Source organism: Quadrisphaera sp. DVD1, from assembly GCF_058932755.1.
On sequence record NZ_JBZYWI010000053.1, the window covers coordinates 1 to 20,061 of the forward strand.

16 protein-coding genes are annotated in these 20,061 nt (G+C 76.1%); 11 read left to right on the forward strand and 5 right to left on the reverse strand.

What is annotated here, in order from left to right; all coding sequences use genetic code 11:
• The 3 genes from AC5FZL_RS08045 to AC5FZL_RS08055 all read left to right on the forward strand — a co-directional run.
• On the forward strand, nucleotides 1-1,052 hold a 1,052-nt coding region (locus AC5FZL_RS08045), incomplete at its 5' end, for a sensor histidine kinase (protein ID WP_493618051.1).
• The gene (locus AC5FZL_RS08050) at nucleotides 1,049-1,699 is read left to right on the forward strand and encodes a response regulator (protein WP_493618052.1); all 651 of its coding nucleotides are present in this window, start codon (nucleotides 1,049-1,051) and stop codon (nucleotides 1,697-1,699) included. The genes AC5FZL_RS08045 and AC5FZL_RS08050, both read left to right, overlap by 4 nt.
• Before the next feature lie 21 nt (nucleotides 1,700-1,720).
• Nucleotides 1,721-3,844: a M3 family metallopeptidase gene (locus AC5FZL_RS08055; protein WP_493618053.1), complete on the forward strand. Its 2,124-nt coding sequence runs from the start codon at nucleotides 1,721-1,723 to the stop codon at nucleotides 3,842-3,844.
• A gap of 341 nt (nucleotides 3,845-4,185) precedes the next feature.
• On the opposite strand, the gene hrpA is transcribed toward AC5FZL_RS08055, so the two are convergent.
• Together hrpA and AC5FZL_RS08065 are read right to left on the reverse strand one after the other, a co-directional pair.
• Nucleotides 4,186-8,286, reverse strand: coding sequence for an ATP-dependent RNA helicase HrpA (hrpA, locus tag AC5FZL_RS08060; protein ID WP_493618054.1), 4,101 nt, complete (start codon nucleotides 8,284-8,286; stop codon nucleotides 4,186-4,188).
• 93 nt (nucleotides 8,287-8,379) lie between these two features.
• Nucleotides 8,380-9,510 carry an L-dopachrome tautomerase-related protein gene (locus tag AC5FZL_RS08065; protein ID WP_493618055.1) on the reverse strand — a complete coding sequence of 377 codons (1,131 nt, stop codon included), beginning with the start codon at nucleotides 9,508-9,510 and terminating at the stop codon, nucleotides 8,380-8,382.
• Between the two features lie 183 nt (nucleotides 9,511-9,693).
• Here AC5FZL_RS08065 and AC5FZL_RS08070 point away from each other — a divergent pair, with 183 nt between their 5' ends.
• Nucleotides 9,694-10,521: a hypothetical protein gene (locus AC5FZL_RS08070; protein WP_493618056.1), complete on the forward strand. Its 828-nt coding sequence runs from the start codon at nucleotides 9,694-9,696 to the stop codon at nucleotides 10,519-10,521.
• 18 nt (nucleotides 10,522-10,539) lie between these two features.
• Here the strand turns inward: AC5FZL_RS08070 and AC5FZL_RS08075 are convergent, their stop codons facing one another.
• Entirely contained in the window at nucleotides 10,540-11,463 is a 924-nt protein-coding gene (locus AC5FZL_RS08075; RefSeq protein WP_493618057.1) for an NAD(+)/NADH kinase, read from the reverse strand.
• Nucleotides 11,464-11,558: 95 nt separating this feature from the next.
• Between AC5FZL_RS08075 and AC5FZL_RS08080 the strand changes: the two genes are divergently transcribed.
• The 6 genes from AC5FZL_RS08080 to AC5FZL_RS08105 are packed head-to-tail and all read left to right on the forward strand — an operon-like array spanning nucleotide 11,559 to nucleotide 15,730.
• Nucleotides 11,559-11,711 (forward strand): hypothetical protein, encoded by a 153-nt coding sequence (locus tag AC5FZL_RS08080; RefSeq protein WP_493618058.1) that lies wholly within the window; start codon nucleotides 11,559-11,561, stop codon nucleotides 11,709-11,711.
• A 37-nt stretch (nucleotides 11,712-11,748) separates the two neighbouring features.
• Nucleotides 11,749-12,705: an NAD-dependent protein deacetylase gene (locus tag AC5FZL_RS08085; RefSeq protein WP_493618059.1), complete on the forward strand. Its 957-nt coding sequence runs from the start codon at nucleotides 11,749-11,751 to the stop codon at nucleotides 12,703-12,705.
• Nucleotides 12,702-13,139 carry a hypothetical protein gene (locus AC5FZL_RS08090; RefSeq protein WP_493618060.1) on the forward strand — a complete coding sequence of 146 codons (438 nt, stop codon included), beginning with the start codon at nucleotides 12,702-12,704 and terminating at the stop codon, nucleotides 13,137-13,139. The genes AC5FZL_RS08085 and AC5FZL_RS08090 overlap by 4 nt, the downstream gene beginning before the upstream one ends.
• Entirely contained in the window at nucleotides 13,136-14,335 is a 1,200-nt protein-coding gene (locus tag AC5FZL_RS08095; RefSeq protein ID WP_493618061.1) for a glutathionylspermidine synthase family protein, read from the forward strand. Before AC5FZL_RS08090 ends, AC5FZL_RS08095 begins: the two co-directional genes overlap by 4 nt.
• On the forward strand, nucleotides 14,335-14,814 hold the full coding sequence (locus AC5FZL_RS08100) for a DUF350 domain-containing protein (protein ID WP_493618062.1): 480 nt from the start codon (nucleotides 14,335-14,337) through the stop codon (nucleotides 14,812-14,814). Before AC5FZL_RS08095 ends, AC5FZL_RS08100 begins: the two co-directional genes overlap by 1 nt.
• A 49-nt stretch (nucleotides 14,815-14,863) precedes the next feature.
• A complete protein-coding gene (locus AC5FZL_RS08105; RefSeq protein ID WP_493618063.1) occupies nucleotides 14,864-15,730 on the forward strand; it encodes a phosphatase PAP2 family protein in 867 nt (288 codons plus the stop codon).
• A gap of 4 nt (nucleotides 15,731-15,734) precedes the next feature.
• On the opposite strand, the gene AC5FZL_RS08110 is transcribed toward AC5FZL_RS08105, so the two are convergent.
• Together AC5FZL_RS08110 and AC5FZL_RS08115 are read right to left on the reverse strand one after the other, a co-directional pair.
• Nucleotides 15,735-17,618, reverse strand: coding sequence for an acyl-CoA dehydrogenase family protein (locus AC5FZL_RS08110; RefSeq protein ID WP_493618066.1), 1,884 nt, complete (start codon nucleotides 17,616-17,618; stop codon nucleotides 15,735-15,737).
• A 218-nt stretch (nucleotides 17,619-17,836) separates the two neighbouring features.
• Nucleotides 17,837-18,571 (reverse strand): TetR/AcrR family transcriptional regulator, encoded by a 735-nt coding sequence (locus AC5FZL_RS08115; RefSeq protein ID WP_493618064.1) that lies wholly within the window; start codon nucleotides 18,569-18,571, stop codon nucleotides 17,837-17,839.
• A gap of 117 nt (nucleotides 18,572-18,688) precedes the next feature.
• On the opposite strand from AC5FZL_RS08115, the gene AC5FZL_RS08120 reads away from it, so the two are divergent.
• Nucleotides 18,689-19,996, forward strand: a complete 1,308-nt coding sequence (locus AC5FZL_RS08120; protein ID WP_493618065.1) for an acetyl-CoA C-acetyltransferase — start codon at nucleotides 18,689-18,691, stop codon at nucleotides 19,994-19,996.
• Nucleotides 19,997-20,061 lie beyond the last annotated feature (65 nt).

Here is a 20,061-nt window from a genome sequence, read left to right on the forward strand (position 1 = left end):
ACCGGGCCGTGCGCAGCCTGGGCCGCCAGCTCGGCCTGGCCGGCAGCGCGGACGAGCTGCTCAGCGGGCTCGTCGCCGGCCTCGGCACCGGGCTGCGCCTGGAGAGCGTGACCCTCCTCCTGGACGGCGTCCGGGCCGCGGCCTGGGGCGAGCGCAGCCACCCCGGCGGACCGGTGCGCACCGTGCCGCTGACCCGGGGCGGGCAGGTCGTCGGCGACCTCGAGGTGACCCTGCCGCCGGGGGAGGCGCTCGGCGCCCGGGCCCAGCGCGTGCTGGAGGAGCTCGCGGGGGTGGTCGCGGCCGGGGTCGCGCTGGTGCGCGCGGGGCAGGAGGCGGAGAGGGCCCGCGACCGGCTGGCGTCGGTGCGCCTGGAGGAGCGCCGCGAGCTGCGCCGCGAGCTGCACGACGGGCTGGGGCCGTCGCTGGCCGGCATCCGCCTGGGCCTGCAGGGCGCGCGCAACCTGCTCGCCTCGGACCCGGGTGCGGCGCAGGAGCTGCTGCGCGCCCTGCAGGACCAGCTCGACGAGCGGGTGGAGGAGGTGCGGGTGCTCTCGCGCACCCTGCTCCCGCCCGCGCTGGAGGAGCGCGGGCTGCCCGCGGCGCTCGAGGAGCTCGCCGCGCGCCACCGCCACGGCGGCCTGGCCGTGGCGGTGCGCTGCTCGAGCACGGGGAGCGCCGAGGAGCCCGAGGAGACCGAGGAGCTGGGGGCGCTCGCGCCCGAGCTGGCCGCCGCGGTCTACGGCATCGTCGTCGAGGCGGTGACCAACGCCGCCCGGCACTCCGGCGCCGCGACGTGCACCGTCACCGTGGTCGGGACCGAGGCGGAGGTGCGGGTGGTGGTCGAGGACGACGGACGCGGCCTGCCCCCGGGCGCTGCCGCCGGGGTGGGCACGGCGACGATGCGCGAGCGCGCCGAGGAGCAGGGCGGGGTGCTCCTCCTCGGCGCCGCGGAATCCGGAGGCGCGCGGGTCGAGGCCCGGCTGCCGCGGCGCGCCGCGGGCGTCGGGGCGGCCGCGGGTGTCGGGGCGGTCGGCACGGGAGCGCGGCGGTGAGCGTGCGGGTCGTCGTCGTCGACGACCACCCCGTCTTCCGCCTGGGCATGGTCGCCCTGCTCGGCACGCTGGAGGGCCTGGAGGTCGTCGGCCAGGCGGCGTCCGCGGCCGAGGCGCTCGCGGTGGTCGACGCGGAGGTCGACGTCGTCCTCATGGACCTGCACCTGGGCGAGGACTCGGGGGTGGAGACCACCCGCGAGCTCGTGCGCCGCCACCCGGGCCTGCGGGTGCTCGTGGTGACCATGCTCGAGGACGACGAGTCCGTCGTCGCCTCGGTGCGCTCGGGAGCGCGCGGCTACCTGCTCAAGGGCGCGCGCCCGGAGGAGGTGGAGCGGGCGGTGCGGGCGGTGGCCAACGGCGAGGTGATCCTCGGGCCCCAGGTGGCCGCCCGGGCGGTCGCGCAGCTCACGGCGACGCCGACGGCGCGCTCGCCGGTCTTCCCCACCCTGACCGACCGCGAGCGGGAGGTGCTCGACCTCGTCGCCCGCGGCTACGACAACGCCACCATCAGCCGGCGCCTGGTGCTCAGTCCCAAGACCGTGCGCAACGTCGTCGCGAACGTCCTGGCCAAGCTGGCCCTGCCCGACCGCTCGGCGGCGATCGTGCGGGCCCGCGAGGCCGGGCTGGGCGCCGGGCCGGGAGGGTGAGCTGCGGCTAGCGTGGCGCGGGTGCTGGACTCCTCGACGACGCTGGACCCGAGCAACCCCTACGCGACGGTGAGCGAGCTGCCCTTCCGGCTGCCGCCGTTCGACCGGATCCGCCCCGAGCACCACCGCCCGGCGCTCGAGGCGGGGATGGCCCAGCAGCGGGCCGAGGTGGAGGCGATCGCCACCGACCCGGCCGAGCCGACCTTCGAGAACACCGTCGAGGCGCTGGAGCGCTCCGGGCAGCTGCTGGCCCGGGCGGCCAACGTGTTCTTCAACCTCACCGGCTCGACCTCCAGCGAGGAGCTGCGGGCGGTGGAGGCGCAGGTCGCTCCGCTGCTGGCGGCCCACGCCGACGCGATCCTCCTGGACCCGCGGCTGTTCGCCCGCCTCGACGCCCTGCACGCCCGGCGCGGTGAGCTCGGCCTCGACGCCGAGCAGCTGCGGGTGCTCGAGCGCCACCACACCGACCACGTGCGCGCCGGCGCGGCCCTCGGCGAGGCCGACCAGGCCCGGCTGCGCGCGCTCAACGAGGAGCTCTCCCGGCTGACCACCGCCTTCGGCACGCACCTGCTGGAGGAGACCAACGACCTGGCCGTCCACGTCCTCGACGAGGGGGAGCTCGACGGCCTGTCCGCAGGCGCGCTGGCCTCCGCGGCCGGCGCCGCCCGTGCGCGCGGCCTCGAGGGGCACCTGCTGCCCCTGGCCCTGCCGACCGACCAGCCCGTGCTGGCCTCGCTGCGCGACCGCGGGCTGCGCGAGCGGGTCTTCACGGCGTCCACCACCCGCGGGGCCCGCGGTGGCGAGCACGACACCCGCGAGCTCGTCGTCGCCATCGCGGCGCTGCGCGCCGAGCGGGCGGCGCTGCTGGGGGCCGCCAGCCACGCCGAGCACGTCATCGCCGACTCCACCGCGGGCTCGGTGGAGACGGTCATGCAGCTGCTCACGGCCCTGGTGCCCTCGGCGGTGTCCAACGCGCGCGGCGAGGAGGTCGAGCTGCGCGCGGCGATGGCGGCCGACGGCGTCGAGGGGCCGCTGCAGCCCTGGGACTGGGCCTACTACAGCGAGCGGGTGCGGGCGCAGCGCTTCGACCTCGACGCCGACGCGCTGCGGCCCTACTTCGCGCTCGACGCCGTGCTCACCGAGGGGATCTTCTTCGCCGCCGGGCAGCTGTACGGGCTGACCTTCGCCGAGCGCACCGACCTGCCGGTCTACCACCCCGACGTGCGGGTGTGGGAGGTCAGGGAGTCGGGCGCGGACGTCGACGGGAGCCCCCTGGGCCTGTTCCTCGGCGACTTCTTCGCCCGCGACTCCAAGCGGGGCGGGGCGTGGATGAGCAACTACGTCGACCAGTCCCACCTGCTCGGCACGCGCCCGGTGGTGGTCAACAACCTCAACATCGCCAGGCCTGCCGACGGCGAGCCGGCGCTGCTGACCCCCGACGAGGTCGACACCGCCTTCCACGAGTTCGGGCACGCGCTGCACGGCCTGCTCTCCGACGTCCGCTACCCGCGCCTGTCCGGCACCACCGTGCCGCGCGACTTCGTCGAGTACCCCTCGCAGGTCAACGAGGTGTGGGCCTGGGACCCCGCCGTCCTGGCCCGCTACGCCCGCCACCACGCGACGGGCGAGCCGCTGGACCCGGCCGTCGTGGAGCGGCTGAGGGCCGCGCAGTCGTGGGGCCAGGGCTTCGCCACCACGGAGATCCTCGCCGCGATGCTGCTGGACCAGGCCTGGCACCAGCTGCCCGCCGGGCAGCGGGTCGCCGCGGAGGACGTGCAGGCGTTCGAGGCCGAGGCGCTGGAGCGCTTCGGCATCGCGCTGGAGCTCGTCCCGCCGCGCTACCGCAGCACGTACTTCAACCACGTCTTCGGCGGCGGCTACAGCGCCGGCTACTACTCCTACCTGTGGAGCGAGGTGCTCGACGCCGACACCGTCGAGTGGTTCGCCGAGCACGGCGGCCTCCAGCGCGCCAGCGGCGAGGCGTTCCGGCGCGAGCTGCTCTCCCGCGGCGGCACGGTCGACCCGATGACCGCCTACCGCGCCTTCCGCGGCGCGGGCCCGCGCATCGAGCCCCTGCTGGAGCGTCGCGGCCTCACCGGGTCGACGATGACCGCCCAGCCCACGGGGGTCGGCGAGCCCGCCTGAGCCGCACGCGCTGACCTCACCGCGCGGTGAGGGCGGAGCACCCGGGGTGCCCTCCTGCGCCCGCCCGGGTGCTCCGCCCGTGCTGCGACCCACCGCCCCCGCGGCCTGAGCCCCCGCGTCCTCGGCGGGCGACGGCCCGGGCGTGGCCGCCCTGGTCCTCGGCATCGTGGCCCTGGTCCTCGGCATCGTGGCCCTGGTCCTCGGCACCGTGGCCCTGGTCCTCGGCACCGTGTCCCTGGTCGCCCGGCTCCTCCCGACCGCCTGGCGACCGTCGGCAACGCGGTGCTCGGCGCGATGGTGGCCACCGGGAACGCCTGAGGGCGCTGCGGCGGACGCCGAGGTCAGGCGCGCAGGGCCGACAGCGCCGCGGTGATCCGCTTCTCCGACACCGGGGTCGGGGTGCCGAGGGTCTGGGCGAAGAGGCTGATCCGCAGCTCCTCGAGCATCCAGCGCACCGCGCGGACGTCCTCGCCCGAGCGGCGGTGGGCCGGCAGGGACGCGACGGTCTGCTCGTAAGTGGCGGCGAGGCGCTGCACGATCCCGGTGCGGTCGCGGTCGCGCACGGGGTCGCGGTCGAGCACCTCCAGGCGCCGGAGGATCCCGCGCAGGTACCGCTGGACGTCGGGCAGGCGGGCCTGGCCGGTCTCGGCGACGAAGCCGGGGTGCACCAGGCCGGTGAGCTGGGCCTTCATGTCGGCCAGGGACGGCAGGAGCGCCAGCGTGGCGGTGGTGCGCTCCAGGGCCCGCTCGACCTCGGCGGCGGAGGAGAGCACGCGCTGGACGACGGCGAGGACCGCCGAGGTCGTCGCCACGAGCTCCGGGCGCACCGCGGCGACCAGGGCGTCGAAGGCGGCCCGGTCGCGCACCGGCGCAGCGGCGTGCCGCTGCACGAGCGCGTCGACGGCAGCGGCGGTGCAGTCGGCCAGCAGGGCGTCGACGCTGCCGTGCGGGCTGCGCGCCAGCGCGAGCCGGGCGGGGGTGGCCAGCTGCTCCAGCACCGCCTTCGTCGGGGACGGCAGCGCCTGGCGCACGAGGGCCCGCAGCCCGGCGGGTCCCGCTGCGGCCTGCTCGGCCGCGGTGGCCAGCACCCGCAGCCCGACCCGGCCCCCGGCCTCGGCGACCAGGGTCGGGTGCCCCACGACCGGGCGGCCGTCGGCCCCGACCCGCTCGACGGTCTCGGGCACGACGAGGTCCTCCGGCCACCCGGTGAGCGCGGGGCGCTCGAGCTCCGGGGCGGTGGCCGTCACCGCCGCGGCGACCGCCTTCCGCTGGGCCGGCTGCAGCCGGGCGCGCAGGGCGTCGAGGTCCTTCCCGCTGGCCACGACACGGCCGCGCTCGTCCTCGATGGCGTAGGTGAGGCGGAGGTGGGGTGGCACCTTGGACCAGTCCCACGCCGAGGGCGGCACGACCACGCCGCGCCGCTCCCTCAGCAGCCGGGACAGCACGTCGACCAGCGCCTCGTCGTCGGAGTGGCCGGCCGGCAGGGCGTCCACCAGCTCGCGGGCGGTGTCGGGCACCGGCACCAGCTGCACCCGCAGCGGCTTGGGCAGCGCGCGCAGCAGCGCGGTGACCAGGTCGGCGCGCAGACCGGGCACCTGCCAGTCGAAACCGGTGGTCGTGATCTGGTTGAGGACCGCCAGCGGGAGGTGGACGGTCGCGCCGTCGTCCGGTGCGCCCGGTTCGAACCTGTATGTCAGGTTGAGGGTGAATCTTCCGTTTTGCCAGGTCAGGGGATTGGCCTCTTCGGCGACCTCGTCCGCCTCCGGCGTGACCAGGTCGTTGAGGCTCAGGTTGAGCAGGTCGGGGCGGGTGCGGCGCTCGCGCTTCCACCACGCGTCGAAGTGGCGCGCCGAGACCACGTCAGCGGGGATCCGCGCGTCGTAGAACGCGAACAGCACCTCGTCGTCGACGAGCAGGTCGCGCCGCCGCGCCCGCGCCTGGAGCTCCTCGACCTCGGTCAGCAGGGCCGCGTTGTCGGCGAGGAAGCGGTGGTGGGCCGACCAGTCGCCCTCGACCAGCGCGCGCCGGAGGAACAGCTCGCGGGAGAGGTCGGGGTCGACCTTGGCGTAGCCCACGGTGCGCCCGGTGACCAGCGGCAGGCCGTAGAGGGTGACCCGCTCGGTGGCCACGACCGAGCCGCGCCGGCGCTCCCAGCGGGGCTCGCTGTAGCTGCGCTTGACGAGGTGCCCGCCGAGCTCCTCGGCCCAGAGCGGGTCGATCCGCGCGACGGTGCGCGCCCACAGCCGCGAGGTCTCGACGAGCTCCCCGGCGACCACCCACGCGGGCGGCTTCTTCCCCAGCACCGAACCGGGCGCGATGGCGAACCGCACGCCCCGGGCCCCGGCGAACTCCTGCGGTCGGCGGGTGGCGGTGGCGTCCTTGAGGCCGAGCTGGGAGAGCAGACCGGCCAGCAGGGCCTGGTGCAGGGCGTCCTGGACCGGCACGAGGTCCTCGCCGGAGCGGATCCCGTCCTCGCGGTCGCCCACGGCCATGCCCATCGAGCGCGCGATCCGGCGCAGCTGGGCGTGGAGGTCCTGCCACTCGCGGATCCGCAGGTAGTGCAGGTACTCGGCGCGGCACATCCGGCGGAACGAGCTGGAGGAGCGCTCCGCGGCCTGGGCCTGGAGGTAGGCCCACAGGTTCAGGTGGGAGGCGAAGTCGGAGTGCTCGGCGGCGAAGCGGCGGTGGCTCGCGGCGGCGGCCTCGGCGGCGTCCAGCGGCCGCTCGCGCACGTCCTGCACCGACAGCGCGGCCACGACCACGAGCACCTCGGGCAGCACGCCGCGGGTGTCGGCCTCGAGCAGCATCCGGGCCAGGCGCGGGTCGACCGGCAGCGAGGCGATCCGGCGCCCGGTCTCCGTCAGGCGCTTGCGGGGGTCCTCCTGGCTGGGGTCGAGGGCGCCGAGCTCGTGCAGCAGGGCGACGCCATCGCGCACCTGCCGGCGGTCCGGGGCGTCGAGGAAGGGGAACGCCTCCACCTCGCCCAGGCCCAGGGACGCCATCTGGAGGATCACCGAGGCGAGGTTGGTGCGCTGCACCTCCGGCTCGGTGAAGCGGGGGCGGGCCTCGTAGTCGGCCTCGCTGTAGAGGCGGATGCAGATGCCCTCGGCCACGCGCCCGCAGCGCCCGGCGCGCTGGTTCGCCGACGCCTGGCTGACCGGCTCGATCGGCAGGCGCTGGACCTTCGTGCGCAGGGAGTACCGGCTGATCCGGGCGGTGCCGGTGTCGACGACGTAGCGGATGCCGGGCACGGTCAGCGAGGTCTCGGCCACGTTGGTGCTGAGCACCACCCGCCGCCCGGTGTGCGAGGAGAAGACCCGGTGCTGCTCGGCCGCGCTCAGGCGGCCGTACAGGGGCAGCACCTCGGTGTGCCGCAGCGCGCCCTCGCCCACCTCCCGCTCGAGCGCGTCGGCGGTGTCGCGGATCTCGCGCTCGCCGGAGAGGAACACGAGCACGTCGCCCGGGCCCTCGGCGGCGAGCTCGCGGACGGCGTCCACGACCGCCTCGGTCTGGTCGCGCACGACGCCGGTCGGCACCGGGCCGCCGTCCGGGTCGGCGTCCGGGTCGGCGTCGGGGTCGTCGGGGTCGAGCGCGTCGACCTCCTCCACGAGGGGGCGGTAGCGCACCTCGACGGGAAACGTGCGCCCGGAGACCTCGACCACCGGCGCCGGGCCGGCGTCGGTGGCGAAGTGCTCGGCGAAGCGCTCGGTCGCGATCGTCGCGGAGGTGATGATGACCTTGAGGTCGGGCCGGCGGGGCAGCAGCTGGACGAGGTAGCCCAGCAGGAAGTCGATCGTCAGGCTCCGCTCGTGGGCCTCGTCGATGATGATCGTGTCGTAGGCCCGCAGCTCGCGGTCGCGCTGGATCTCCGCGAGCAGGATGCCGTCGGTCATGAGCTTGACGAGGCTGTCCGGGCCGACCTGGTCGGTGAAGCGGACGGCGTAGCCCACCACCCCGCCCACGGCGCCGCCGAGCTCGGAGGCCACCCGCTCCGCCACGCTGCGCGCGGCGATCCGCCGCGGCTGGGTGTGGCCGATCATCCCGCGCACGCCCCGGCCCAGCTCCAGGCAGATCTTGGGCAGCTGCGTGGTCTTGCCCGATCCGGTCTCGCCGGCCAGGACGACGACCTGGTGGTCGCGGATCGCCGCCGCGATCTCCTCGCGGCGCTGGCTGACCGGCAGCTGCTCGGGGTAGACGATCGCCGGCACGGCCGCGCGCCGCCGCTCCAGCGCCGCCTCGGCCTGCTCCACCGACCGCGCGAGGCCGGCCAGGTCGCGCTCGCGGCGCTGGGGGTCGCGGGTGCGGCGCAGGCCGTCCAGGCGCCGCTGCAGCCGGGCGGCGTCGCGCAGCCCCACCCCTGACAGGCGCGCCTGGAGGTCGGCCACCGCCGGCGCGGGGACCGGGGGCCGGGGGTGCTCGGGCGGGGCGCTCGCGGTCTCCATGCTGGCGTCCACCCTAGGCGCCGCCCGGGCGTCCGCCCTGCGAGTGCCAGAACGAGGGCGTGCTCCGGAGCGCCCTCGTCCTGACACTCTCTCTCAGCGGGTGAGGGCGACCGGGCCGGCGTCGATCGCGACCCGGAGCAGGGCGTAGGGGTGGCGGCGCTCGTCGGTGCCCCCGCGGTACTTCGCCTGGCGGTGCAGCTGGTTCGCCGTCACGTACAGCCAGCTGCCGCCGTCGTGGGACGCGATGCTCATCGTGTCGGGCCACAGCAGCGCGGGGGAGTGGACGAGCGTCTCCCAGGCGCCGTCCGGGCCCCGGCGCAGGACCGCGTTGACCTCCCCGGCGGTGGCGTAGAGCCGGCCCGCGTCGTCGGTCTCCAGCCCGTCGGACGCCGACCCCTTGTCGCCCTCGTCGACGACGGTCGCGGCCACGCCCTCCTCGGGCAGGTCGGCGTCCCACAGCGCGTCGGTGGCGACGCTGTACCAGTGGCGGGCCGCGAGGGGGCAGTAGACGAGCCGGGCGCCGTCCGCGGTGATCGCGATGCCGTCGGCGCCCATCGTCAGCGGCGACGTCGAGCCGTCCTCGGCGCGCTCGGTGAACTCCTGGCCCTCCACGACCATCCGCAGCCCCGGCGGCACCTCCGCCTTGGTGGAGGGGTGCTCGTGCAGGCGCCGCCAGCTCGCCCCGGTGGCGAGGTCCACGACGATGATCCCGTTGGGGCCGGAGTCGGAGGAGTCGGTGATGTACGCCGCGCCCGCCTCGCCGCGGCGCAGGTCGAAGCGCACGTCGTTGAGGTACGTCGTGGGCAGGGCGACGTCGGCCGGGAAGGTGATCACCTGCTCGACGGTGTCGGTGGACAGGTCGACCCGCACGAGCTTCGGGCCGCCGGGGGAGGTGGGCTCGAACATCGGGGAGCCGGTGTCGAGCAGCCACAGCCGGTCGGCCGGGTCCACGACGACGCTCTGCACCGACACCAGCGCGTCGGCCTGGTCCTGCGCGCGCGCGTCGTTCCAGCGCTGGTCGGGGTAGGCCACCACCTGGCCGTCGCGCAGCTCGCCGACGGTGAAGGCGACGTCGTCGCCCCACTCCGGGTAGCAGACGAAGACCCGGCCGGTGCGCGAGACGCCCACCCCGGTCGGCATCGGGCCGTCGGTGAACAGGTGGACGACCTCGAGGTCGCCGACCGGTGCGTCGGTGACCAGGGCGCTGGTGGGAGCCTCGCTCATGCGCCGCTCCTACCCCGGGTCGGCGCCGCTACCGCTCCGGCACGGCCACAGCGCCCATCTCGTGACCACGGGCCCGCATGCCGTCACCCTCCGTCGATCATGCAGGTCATAGCGGTGCCGCGCCGTGGACGGGCCCCTTCAGCAGCCCCCACGCGGCCGTCCGCGCTGCTAGCGTCCGTTCACATGGTGTTCACCGCTGCGAAGCCTGCGGTCCAGGTCCCCTTCTCGTCCTCGGCGCTGCGGAGGAGGAGGCGCTCCGCCGGAGACTTCCTGGAGACCTGCGCGGCGCAGGCGTCGTGCGCCGAGCACGGGTCGGTGTTCCGCGCCCTGCAGGCCAGCCGGCGCGGGCGCCTGGCGCGGCGCGCGGCCACGCTCGTCTACGACGGTGCGGCGATCAGTCCGGCGCTCACGCTGGCGCTCATCGGTCGGCGCCTGCCTGCGGGCACCGCGTTCGCCGGAGCCGGCGGCCACTACATCGCCTACCTCCGGGACGGCACGGTCACCAAGGTCCACAAGGCCAGCGCGAGGATGCCCGAGGAGACGCGCCAGCTCCTGGCGCAGCGGGAGCAGAGCCGCGCCGACCTGGTGCACCGGTACCTGGGCGCGGTGGCCGCGCCCCAGAGCGTGGTCGTCGGCCCGCACCCGCACCGGCCTGCGAGCCGGGTGGTCCAGCTCGTGCAGCCCTACTACGAGTACGACGACCTCCACGAGGTCTTCCCGGCCCTGCAGCACCGCATCGACCGCGAGGCGCTGCAGCGGGCGCTGGCCCGGTACCCCGCGCTGGACCGCCAGCTGCTCGCCCTCACCACGAGCTCCCTGGCGATGGTCGCCGAGACCGGGCTGGCCCCCGACGTCACGGGTCGCGGGAACATCGGCATCGACCGGGCCGACGGCCGCTCGCTGGTGCTCATCGACCTGCAGCCGATCCTCATCGACGGCCACCCGGTCGGCAGCCACACCCTGGCGCAGCTGGAGGACCTCCACCTCGTCCTCGGCGGCGCGCCCGGCTGATGCCGGGGGCGTCCGCCGTCACAGCGTCCCGCGGTAGCGCTCGCGCGCGGCGCTGACGTCGCCGGGGATGAGCTGGCGCAGCTCTTCGGGCAGCAGCGGGAGGTCGAGCAGGCTGAGCTTGAGCGTGCGGATGCCCTGGTGAGCGCGGGCGTCGAGGCGCACCACCTGCCCGGCCTCGCGCTGGCGCCGCACGGTGATGCGACCGTCGGGCGCCAGGGTGCCGACGAGGGTCCCGTCCACCTCCAGGGACACCGCGCCGCTGTCGGGCAGCAGCCCGAGCTCCAGGCGCTCCTCTCCGGCGATGACCAGCGGCCGCGCGACGCCCTGCGCCGGCGCTGACGGGGTCACGAGCAGGACGTCGGCCGCGGGGGAGACGACCGGCCCGCCCGCGGCGTAGCTGTAGGCGGTGCTGCCCGAGGGGGTGGCGACGACGACGGCGTCCGCGCGGTAGTGGCCGTAGCGGCGCCCCTCCACGGACAGGCTCGCCCCGACCATCCCGGTGCCCGGGGTGCGCACGAGGGCGAGGTCGTTGAACGCGACGTGCTCGCTGCCGTCGACGGTGATCCGCAGGCACGGGTGCGGCTCGAGGGTGAACTCCTTGGCGGCCAGGCGCGCCAGGGCCTCGGGCAGCTCGGGCGGGTCGACCTCGACGAGGAAGCCGAGGTTGCCCAGGTTGGCCCCCAGCACCGGCACCGGGCGGGAGACCACCATCCGCAGCGCGCCGAGCATCGTGCCGTCGCCGCCGAGGCTGACGAGGGCGTCGCAGGTCGTGGCCAGCTCCTCGGCGTCCACCCGCCGCACGGGGGCGGGCAGGCGCGCGGACGCCGCCCGGTCGCCGACGAGCTCCACCCCGTGCTCGGCGGCCCACGCGGCGACCTGCCCGACGGCGTCCGCGACGTCCCGGGTGGGGTGCACGACGAGACCGAGGCGGAACGCGTCCATCGGGTCATCGTGGTGCCTGCCCCCGCGCGGCCACCACCTGCCCCCGCCGCGCGGCGAGCAGGAGTCGCCCCGGCGCCGCGGGGTAGGGACCGGTCATGAGCGAACACGGGCACGAGCAGGGCGCGGGCAAGACCGGTGGGCTCCCGGGGGCGAACGCCGACCCCGGCAACTCCGAGCTGCCGACCGACCAGGCCGCCGAGGTGATGCTGCCCGACGTGGCGGACGACGGGCACCAGCCGAGCGTCTGAGCCCGCGGGGGAGCACGTCGTCAGCGACACTGCCGGGGTGCACGAGGACCTCGCCGCCCTGACCGCCCTGGTCTCCGGCGGCGGGGTCCTCGCCCTGACCGGCGCGGGGATGTCCACCGGCTCCGGCATCCCGGACTACCGCGGCCCCACCGGCTCGCTGCGCCAGCACACCCCGATGACCTACGGGGAGTTCGTCGGCAGCCCCGCCGGGCGCCAGCGGTACTGGGCCCGCAGCTACGTCGGCTGGGTGCAGATCGCCCGCGCGCGCCCCAACGCCGCCCACCGGGCGCTCGCGGCGCTGCAGCGCGCCGGCCTCGTCGGCTCGGTGATCACCCAGAACGTCGACGGGCTGCACCAGGCCGCGGGCTCCGGCCGGGTGGTGGAGCTGCACGGCACCCTCGACCGCGTCGTCTGCCTCGACTGCACCGCCTCGCTGCCCCGCGCGCAGCTCGACCGGCGGCTGGGCGAGGCCAACCCCGGCTTCGCCGAGCGCGCCGCGGCCCTCGCGCGGCAGCTGCGGGTCAACCCCGACGGCGACGTGGACCTGCCCGAGGAGGCGGTGGCGGACTTCCGGGTCGTGCCCTGCCCCGTGTGCGAGGTCGGGGTGCTCAAGCCCGACGTCGTCTTCTTCGGCGAGAGCGTGCCCAAGGCCCGCGTCACCGACTGCTTCGACCGCCTGGCGGCGGCGCGCGCCCTCCTCGTGCTCGGCTCGTCCCTGACGGTGATGAGCGGCTACCGCTTCGTGCGCGCCGCGGCCCGCGCCGGGCAGCCGGTGGCGGTCGTCAACGCCGGGCCCACCCGCGGGGACGCCGAGGCCGTCGTCCGCGTCGACGCCCCCCTCGAGCCGGTGCTGCGCGCCCTGGTCGCCGAGCTCGTCCCCGGCGGGGACGTGGGCGGGGATGTCGGCGTGGATGTCGGCGTGGATGTGGGCGTGGATGTGGGCGAGGATGGTGCTGCGACCGGTCACCGGACCGGGGCGGGAGGAGTCGCGTGAAGAAGTCGCTCGCAGTCCCGCTGGTCGTGACCTCGATGCTGGCCACGTCGCTGACCGGCTGCTCCACGGCCGAGGACGACCCCCAGTACCAGGGGATCTGCGTCGACCCCGAGACCGAGCAGCGGATCCCCGACGACCAGTGCGACGACGACGACGGCCGCTCGGGCGGCTTCGGCGGCGTCGGCCTCTGGTACTTCTTCCTCATGGGCTCGCGCTTCCCGGCGATCGGCGCCCCGCTGACCGGCTACCGCTCGGGCTCGGACTACGTGCGCTCGGCTCCCCGCGACGGCGGGTACGTCCGTGGCGGCGCGGCCGCCGACGGCGGGCGGGTCAGCCCGACGTCGGTGAGCCGGGCCGCCGGCAGCGGCGGGAAGGTCACCACGGTCAGCCGCGGCGGGTTCGGCGGCAGCAACCGCGGCATCGCCGGCTCGTGAGGCGCTCGCGGGTCTCGCCGCGCGAGGGGTGGCGGGAGAAGGTCGAGGCCGTCGGGCTGACCTACCCGATGACCGAGCTGCCCGGCGGGGTGTCGGTGCCGTACTGGTTCGAGTCGGCGGCCTACGCGCTGAGCACGGACGAGGTCGAGCACCTGGAGACCGTGACCGAGGAGCTGCACGGCATGTGCGTGCAGGCCGCGCACCACCTCGCCACCGGCGCGCTGGGCGACCTCGGGCTCCCCCCGGGGACGCTGGAGGCCGTGCGCGCGTCGCTGGCCGCCGACCCGCCGTCGGTCTACGGGCGCTTCGACCTGCGCTTCGACGGCCGCGACGACCAGCCGGCGAAGCTGCTGGAGTACAACGCCGACACCCCCACCGGCCTCGTGGAGGCCGCGGTGGCGCAGTGGTACTGGCTCCAGGAGACGGCCCCGGAGTGGGACCAGTGGAACAGCCTGCACGAGCGCCTCGTCGAGGCCTGGCGCGGCGTGCGCACCCGCACCGGCCGCGAGGCGCTGCACCTGGCCCACCTGGGGGCGGAGGAGTCGGGCGAGGAGTGGATGACGGTCGCCTACCTGCGCGACGTGGCGATCCAGGCCGGCTGGCTCACCTACGGCCTGGAGGTCGAGCAGATCGGCTGGGACGCCGCCACGCGCCGGTTCGTCGGGCTCTCCGACGAGCCGATCGACGTCCTCTTCAAGCTCTACCCGTGGGAGGACGTGCTGCGCGAGGAGTTCGGGGCGCACGCCCTGGACGGCTCGACGGTGTGGGTCGAGCCGCTGTGGAAGGTGGTGCTGAGCAACAAGGCCCTCCTCGCCGCGCTGTGGCAGCTCTACCCCGACCACGAGAACCTCCTGCCCGCCTACCTCGACGACCCCGGCTCGCTGCGCGAGTGGGTGCGCAAGCCGCTGCACGGCCGCGAGGGCGACAGCATCGCGATCAAGGCGGACGACCTCGTGCTCACGCAGCCGGGCAGCTACGGCGCCGAGGGCTGGTGCTTCCAGCAGTACGTCCCGATGCCCGACTTCGACGGGAGCAAGGCCGTCGTCGGCTCCTGGGTCGTCGACGGGAAGGCCGCCGGCTGCGGGATCCGCGAGAGCAACTCCCCGATCACCGACCACTTCGCGCGCTTCGTGCCGCACTACATCGACGGCCCGGCCCCGCTGCCGGCGCAGGTCGAGGAATGGAGGAGCTCCTGATGCTCGCCGCCGTCGGCTACGCCGCCGCCTACACCGGGGTCGGCCTCGCCCTGCTCCTCGCCGGGTTCTGGGTGCTCGACCTGCTCACGCCCGGCAAGCTCGCCCAGCGCGTGTGGCGCGACGGCGAGCCCGGCGCGGCGATCGTGTCGGCCGCGGGTGCGCTCGGGCTGGGGCTCATCGTCTTCACGGCCATCTGGCGCAACGCCACGAGCGGGTTCGGCACCGCGCTGGCCTACACCGTGGTCTTCGGGCTGGTCGGCGTGGTGCTGCAGGCGGTCGCCTTCGTCGTCCTCGACCGGCTCACCCCCGACAAGCTCGGGGACCTGCTCGGCGGGGCCCACGGCCCGGGGACCGGCGGCACGGAGAGCGGCGGCACGGAGAGCGGCGGCGGGGCGGCGCACCGGATGCACCCCGCGGTGCTCGTCATGGCGGCCTTCCAGCTCGCCGTCTCCGGGATCATCGTCGCCAGCATCGCCTGAGCCCCCGGCCGCTCGTGCCGGATCCGGGCCGGCCCCGCACGATGGAGCCGTGACGACTCCCGGTCCCGACGGTCGACCCGGCGCGAGCGGCGCGGACCGGGTGCTGGAGGAGGGCCGGGAGCGCGACTTCGTCGGGCGGCGCGACCTCACCGCCTGGCCCACCGCGCTCGGCCGCCTCGGTGCGCGCCTCGTCGTGCGCGCCGGGCGGTGGCTGGCTCCGCACCAGGTGCTGGCGCTCACCCTCGTGGTGGGCCTGCTCGTCACGAGCGCCCTCGCCGCCCTCGCCGGCGGGGTCTACGACGCGGTGGTCGAGGCCGACGGCGTGGCGGGGCTGGACCAGCCGGCGCTGGACACGGCGATCGGCGCCCGGTCCTCGACGATGAACACCCTGGTCACGGCGTACACGAACGTCGGCGGCACGGTCGGGATGCCGGTCCTCGCCGCCGGCACGGCGATCGTCCTGTCCTGGGCGTGGCGGCGCTGGACGCCGCTGGTGCTGGTCGTCGCCACCATGCTCGGCTCGCTCGCCCTGACCGTGGCCGGCAAGGTCGCCGTGGGCCGCACCCGGCCGCCGCTGGCCGAGGCCGTGCCCCCGTACGAGCACAGCGCGTCCTTCCCCAGCGGGCACTCGCTGAACTCCGTGGCGTTCGCCGGGATCGTCGCCTACCTGGTGGTGCGCCGGCTGCACCGCGCCTGGGCGCGCGCCCTCACCGTCGTGCTCGCCGTCGCCTTCGCCGCGACGATGGGGCTCAGCCGGGTCTACCTGGGCCACCACTGGCTCACCGACGTGCTCGTCGCCTGGGCGCTGGGGCTGGCGTGGCTCAGCGTGGTGATCACGTGCCACCGGCTGTTCCTCACCGCCCGCCGGCACGCCTCCGCCGCGCCCCAGCGCCCGGCCGCCGCCGCCCGCCGCTGAGCGCTCACCGCAGGACGGCGGCCCCCAGCCACTCGCGCGGGATGCCGAACCCGGCGACCAGCGTCGAGGCGTGCGGGCGCAGCTGGGCGCACAGGTCGTTGACCACGCCCGTGAGCGCCTTCGAGCGGGCCGGCGTGAGCCCGCCGCGCTCGAGGAGCCAGGCGCGGTCGGTCTCCAGGTCCGAGAGCACGTGCAGGTCGAGCACCCGACTCAGCAGCGCCGCGGTCCGCGGGTCGCTCGCGGCGTCCACGGCGCGGGCGCAGGACTCGGCCACGACCCGGGCCATGTGCACCTGGGCGGCGCGGACCATGTGGTCCTGCACGTCGTTGGCGATGGTGAACGCGTCGGCGCCGGCCCTCTTGGCCCGCCGCATCCGCGTCGCGAGGGTCTCCAGCACCCGCCGCTCGCGCCAGGCCAGGGTCCGCAGCTGCCAGGAGCGGTCGAGCAGCTCCTCGGTGCCGTCGCGCCCGGGGGCCACCTCGGTGATCCGGTCGACCAGCGCCCGGGCCTGCGTGCGCGCCGCGAGGGTCTCCACCAGCGCGCCGGTGGCCGCACGCGCCATCCCCAGCCGGTCGAGGTCGCCGAAGGAGTCGCGGTAGGCGGTGAGCAGCGCCTTGGCCAGCAGCTGCATGAGGACGGTGTTGTCGCCCTCGAAGGTCGTGAAGACGTCGGTGTCGGCCTTCAGCTGCGGCAGGCGGTTCTCCGAGAGGTATCCGGCGCCGCCGCAGGCCTCGCGCGCCGCCTGGATCGCGGCGGTGGCGTGCCAGGTGGTGGTCGCCTTCATGCCCGCGGCCAGGGCCTCGAGCCTGCGCTGCGCCGGGCCGTCGACGTCCAGCCCGAGCAGCACCGGGTTCTGCACCCGGTGCAGCTCGGCCGTGAGGTCGTCCTGGGCGAAGCCGAGCACGACCGTGGTCGCCAGCAGCGGCAGCAGGCGGCGCTGGTGGGTCCGGTAGTCCAGCAGGGTCACCTCCTCACCGCCGGACCCGGTGCGCGGGAACTGCTGGCGGCGCTCGGCGTAGCCGACGGCGATCGCCAGGGCGGTCCGGCTGGCGGCCAGCGCGCCGCCGCCGATGCAGACCCGGCCCTTGACCAGGGCGCCGAGGGTGGTGAAGAAGCGGGCGTTGCGGTTCGCCATCGGCGAGGAGTACGTGCCGTCGGGCGCCACCGAGGCGTAGCGGTCGAGGAGGGCCTCCCGCGGCACCCGGACGGAGTCGAAGACGATCCGCCCGTTGTCGACGCCGTTGAGCCCGGCCTTGCGCCCGCAGTCCGAGAGGGTGACGCCGGGCATCGGCCGCCCGTCCTCGTCGCGCACCGGCACGAGGAGCGCGTGGACGCCGTGCTGCTCGCCGAGGGTCTCCAGCTGGGCGAAGACCACGGCCAGGCGGGCGTCGCGGGCGGCGTTGCCGATGTAGTCCTTGCGCGCTCCAGGCTCGGGGGTGTGGACGACGAACTCCTGCGTGGCCGGGTCGTAGGTCGCCGTGGTGCGCAGCGAGGCGACGTCGGAGCCGTGGCCGGTCTCGGTCATCGCGAAGCAGCCGGGCAGGCTCATGTCGAGGGCGCCCGGCAGGTAGCGCTGGTGGTGGCGCTCGGTGCCCAGGGCCTGGATGGAGCCGGCGAACAGCCCCCACTGCACCCCGGCCTTGATCGTCAGCGACAGGTCGACGAGCCCGAGCATCTCGAAGTTCGTGGTCTGGGCGCCGATGTCGTCGCGGCCGCCGACCTTGGAGGAGAAGCCGTACAGGTGCTCCCCGCCGGCGGCCAGGGCGGTGATCCGCTCGGTGGTCAGCCGGCGGTGCTCCTCGGTGCTGAGGTGGTCCGTCGGCTGGGCGTACTCGGCCGGGACGCCGGTGCGCACCCGGTCGCGCACGTGCGGCCAGCGACCGTCCATCACCCGGCGCAGGTCGTCGGGGTCGGCGGCCAGGTCCGGTGCCTGCCGGGCGACCGCCCCGCCCGCGCGGGTGCGCACCGGGCGGGCGGCGGGCGTGCCGGCTCCGGCGGCCTCGGCGACCTCGACCGCCGCCCGGGCGTCGTCCTGGCTGGCGCCGGCGTCCGTGGTGGCGTCGGTGCTGGCGGGGCCCTCCACGGGTCCGGTGACGGCGGTGGTGCTCATCCCTGCTCCTCCTCGAGCTGCGTGCGGGTCGTGCGCGTGGTGCGGTCGGTGGTGCGGTCGGTGGCGATCACGGCGGACAGGCCGCCCCAGGCCAGGTCGGTGAGCTGCTCGGCCAGGACGGCGGCCGGCGGGCGGGCGGGGCTGGAGGCCCAGTGGTCGGCGGCGGCGCGCACCATGCCGACCAGGCCGTGCGCCCACGCGCCGGTGGCGGGGGCGGACGCGGAGGCGCGGTGGTGGCCGGTGGGCAGGTGCTCGGCGATGAGGCGGGCCAGCTCGGCGCTGATCGCCGCGGTCAGACCGGTCACCGGGTCGGTGCCCAGGCGGTCCACGCCCGGGCGCGAGACGACGAACCGGTAGACCCGCGGGTCGTCCTCGACCAGGCGCAGGTACGTGGAGATCGCGGCGGCCAGCGCCGCGCGCGGGCTCGACGTCGCGCTGATCGCCCGCCGCAGCTCGCCGACGATGCGGCGGTCGACCCGCGCCGCGACGGCGAGGTAGAGCTGCTCCTTGTCGGCGAAGTGGCGGTAGAGGACGGTCTTGCTCGTGCCGGCCGTGGCGGCGATCTCGTCCATCCCCACGCCGGGGCCGTGCCGCGTGATCGCCCGCAGGGCGGCGTCGACGAGCTCCTCGCGCCGGGCGCGGCGGTGCTCCTCCCAGCGCGTGCTGCGCCGGTCGGCCGGCCGCTGGGGGGGCCGGTCCTCCGGGCGCTGGGCCGGGGCCGAGGTGGTCACCGGCGCACCGTACCTCCGGCAGGCGGTTACCCGCTACACCCGGTACCGCTTACCGCCGGTACCGGCTAGCCTTCGACCGTCGGACCGCTCCGCCGGTCCCCGTCCCGAGGAGGACCCGTGGCCGCTGGCCCGCGTCTCGCCGCCATCGTCGGTGGCAACCGCACGCCCTTCGCCCGCGCCGGGCGCCGCTACGCCGCGGCGTCCAGCCAGGACCTGCTGACCGCCGCGCTCGACGGGCTCGTCGCCCGCTTCTCCCTCCAGGGCGAGCGGCTGGGGGAGGTCGCCGCCGGCGCCGTGCTGCGCCACAGCCGCAACCTCAACCTCACCCGCGAGGCGGTGCTGGGCACCGCGCTCGACCCGGCGACGCCCACCTACGACGTCTCCCAGGCCTGCGCGACCGGGCTGGAGGCCGCCGTCCTCGTCGCGAACAAGATCGCCCTGGGCCAGGTGGAGTCCGGGGTGGCCGGCGGTGCGGACAGCGCCAGCGACGCCCCGATGGCCCTCGACGACGACCTGCGCGGCGTCCTGCTCGCCCTGCGCGCGGCCCGCACGCCGCGGGCCCGCCTCGCCGCGCTCGCGGGCCTGCGCCCGGGCCAGCTGCGCCCGCAGGTGCCGCGCAACGCCGAGGCGCGCACCGGCCTGTCGATGGGGGAGCACGCGGCGATCACCGCGGCCCGCTGGGGGCTGACGCGCCAGGCGCAGGACGAGCTGGCGGCGGCCAGCCACCACCGCCTGGCCGCCGCCTACGACCGGGGCTTCTTCGACGACCTCGTCACCCCCTACCTGGGACTGGTGCGCGACGACACCCTCCGCCCGGACACCAGCACCGACGCGCTCGCCCGCCTGGCGCCGGTCTTCCGCACCCCCGGGGTCGAGGGGGCCGAGGCGACGATGACCGCGGGCAACTCCACGCCGCTCACCGACGGCGCCTCGGCGGTGCTCCTCGCCAGCGACGAGTGGGCGGCGCAGCGCCGCCTGCCGGTGCTGGCCCACCTCGTCGACGCCGAGGTCGCGGCCGTCGACTTCGTGCACGGCGGCGAGGGCCTGCTCATGGCCCCGGTGCACGCCGTCCCCCGGCTGCTGGCCCGCAACGGCCTCACCCTGGCCGACTTCGACCGCTACGAGATCCACGAGGCCTTCGCCTCGACCGTGCTGGCCACCCTCGCCGCGTGGGAGGACGCCGACTACTGCACGGGCGTCCTCGGCCTGGACGCGCCGCTGGGCCGGGTGGACCGCGCGAAGCTCAACGTCACCGGCTCCTCGCTGGCGACCGGGCACCCCTTCGCCGCCACCGGAGGACGGATCCTCGCCACCACGGCCAAGCTGGTGGCCGAGCACAAGGCCGCGCACGGGCGCGGCCGGGCGCTGATCTCCCTGTGCGCCGCCGGCGGGCAGGGCGTCGTGGCGATCGTGGAGGCGGCATGAGCACGACCCCGCGGGACCGGTACCGCGAGCTGACCGGCGCCGGGCCCGGCGCGTGGGTGGCCCGC

Bases quoted from the DNA above. Each gene is read 5' to 3' on its own strand.
- hrpA (WP_493618054.1), bottom strand. From the start codon at position 8,286: ATGGAGACCGCGAGCGCCCCGCCCGAGCACCCCCGGCCCCCGGTCCCC.
- AC5FZL_RS08065 (WP_493618055.1), bottom strand. From the start codon at position 9,510: ATGAGCGAGGCTCCCACCAGCGCCCTGGTCACCGACGCACCGGTCGGC.
- AC5FZL_RS08070 (WP_493618056.1), top strand. From the start codon at position 9,694: ATGGTGTTCACCGCTGCGAAGCCTGCGGTCCAGGTCCCCTTCTCGTCC.
- AC5FZL_RS08075 (WP_493618057.1), bottom strand. From the start codon at position 11,463: ATGGACGCGTTCCGCCTCGGTCTCGTCGTGCACCCCACCCGGGACGTC.
- AC5FZL_RS08080 (WP_493618058.1), top strand. From the start codon at position 11,559: ATGAGCGAACACGGGCACGAGCAGGGCGCGGGCAAGACCGGTGGGCTC.
- AC5FZL_RS08100 (WP_493618062.1), top strand. From the start codon at position 14,335: ATGCTCGCCGCCGTCGGCTACGCCGCCGCCTACACCGGGGTCGGCCTC.
- AC5FZL_RS08110 (WP_493618066.1), bottom strand. From the start codon at position 17,618: ATGGACGGTCGCTGGCCGCACGTGCGCGACCGGGTGCGCACCGGCGTC.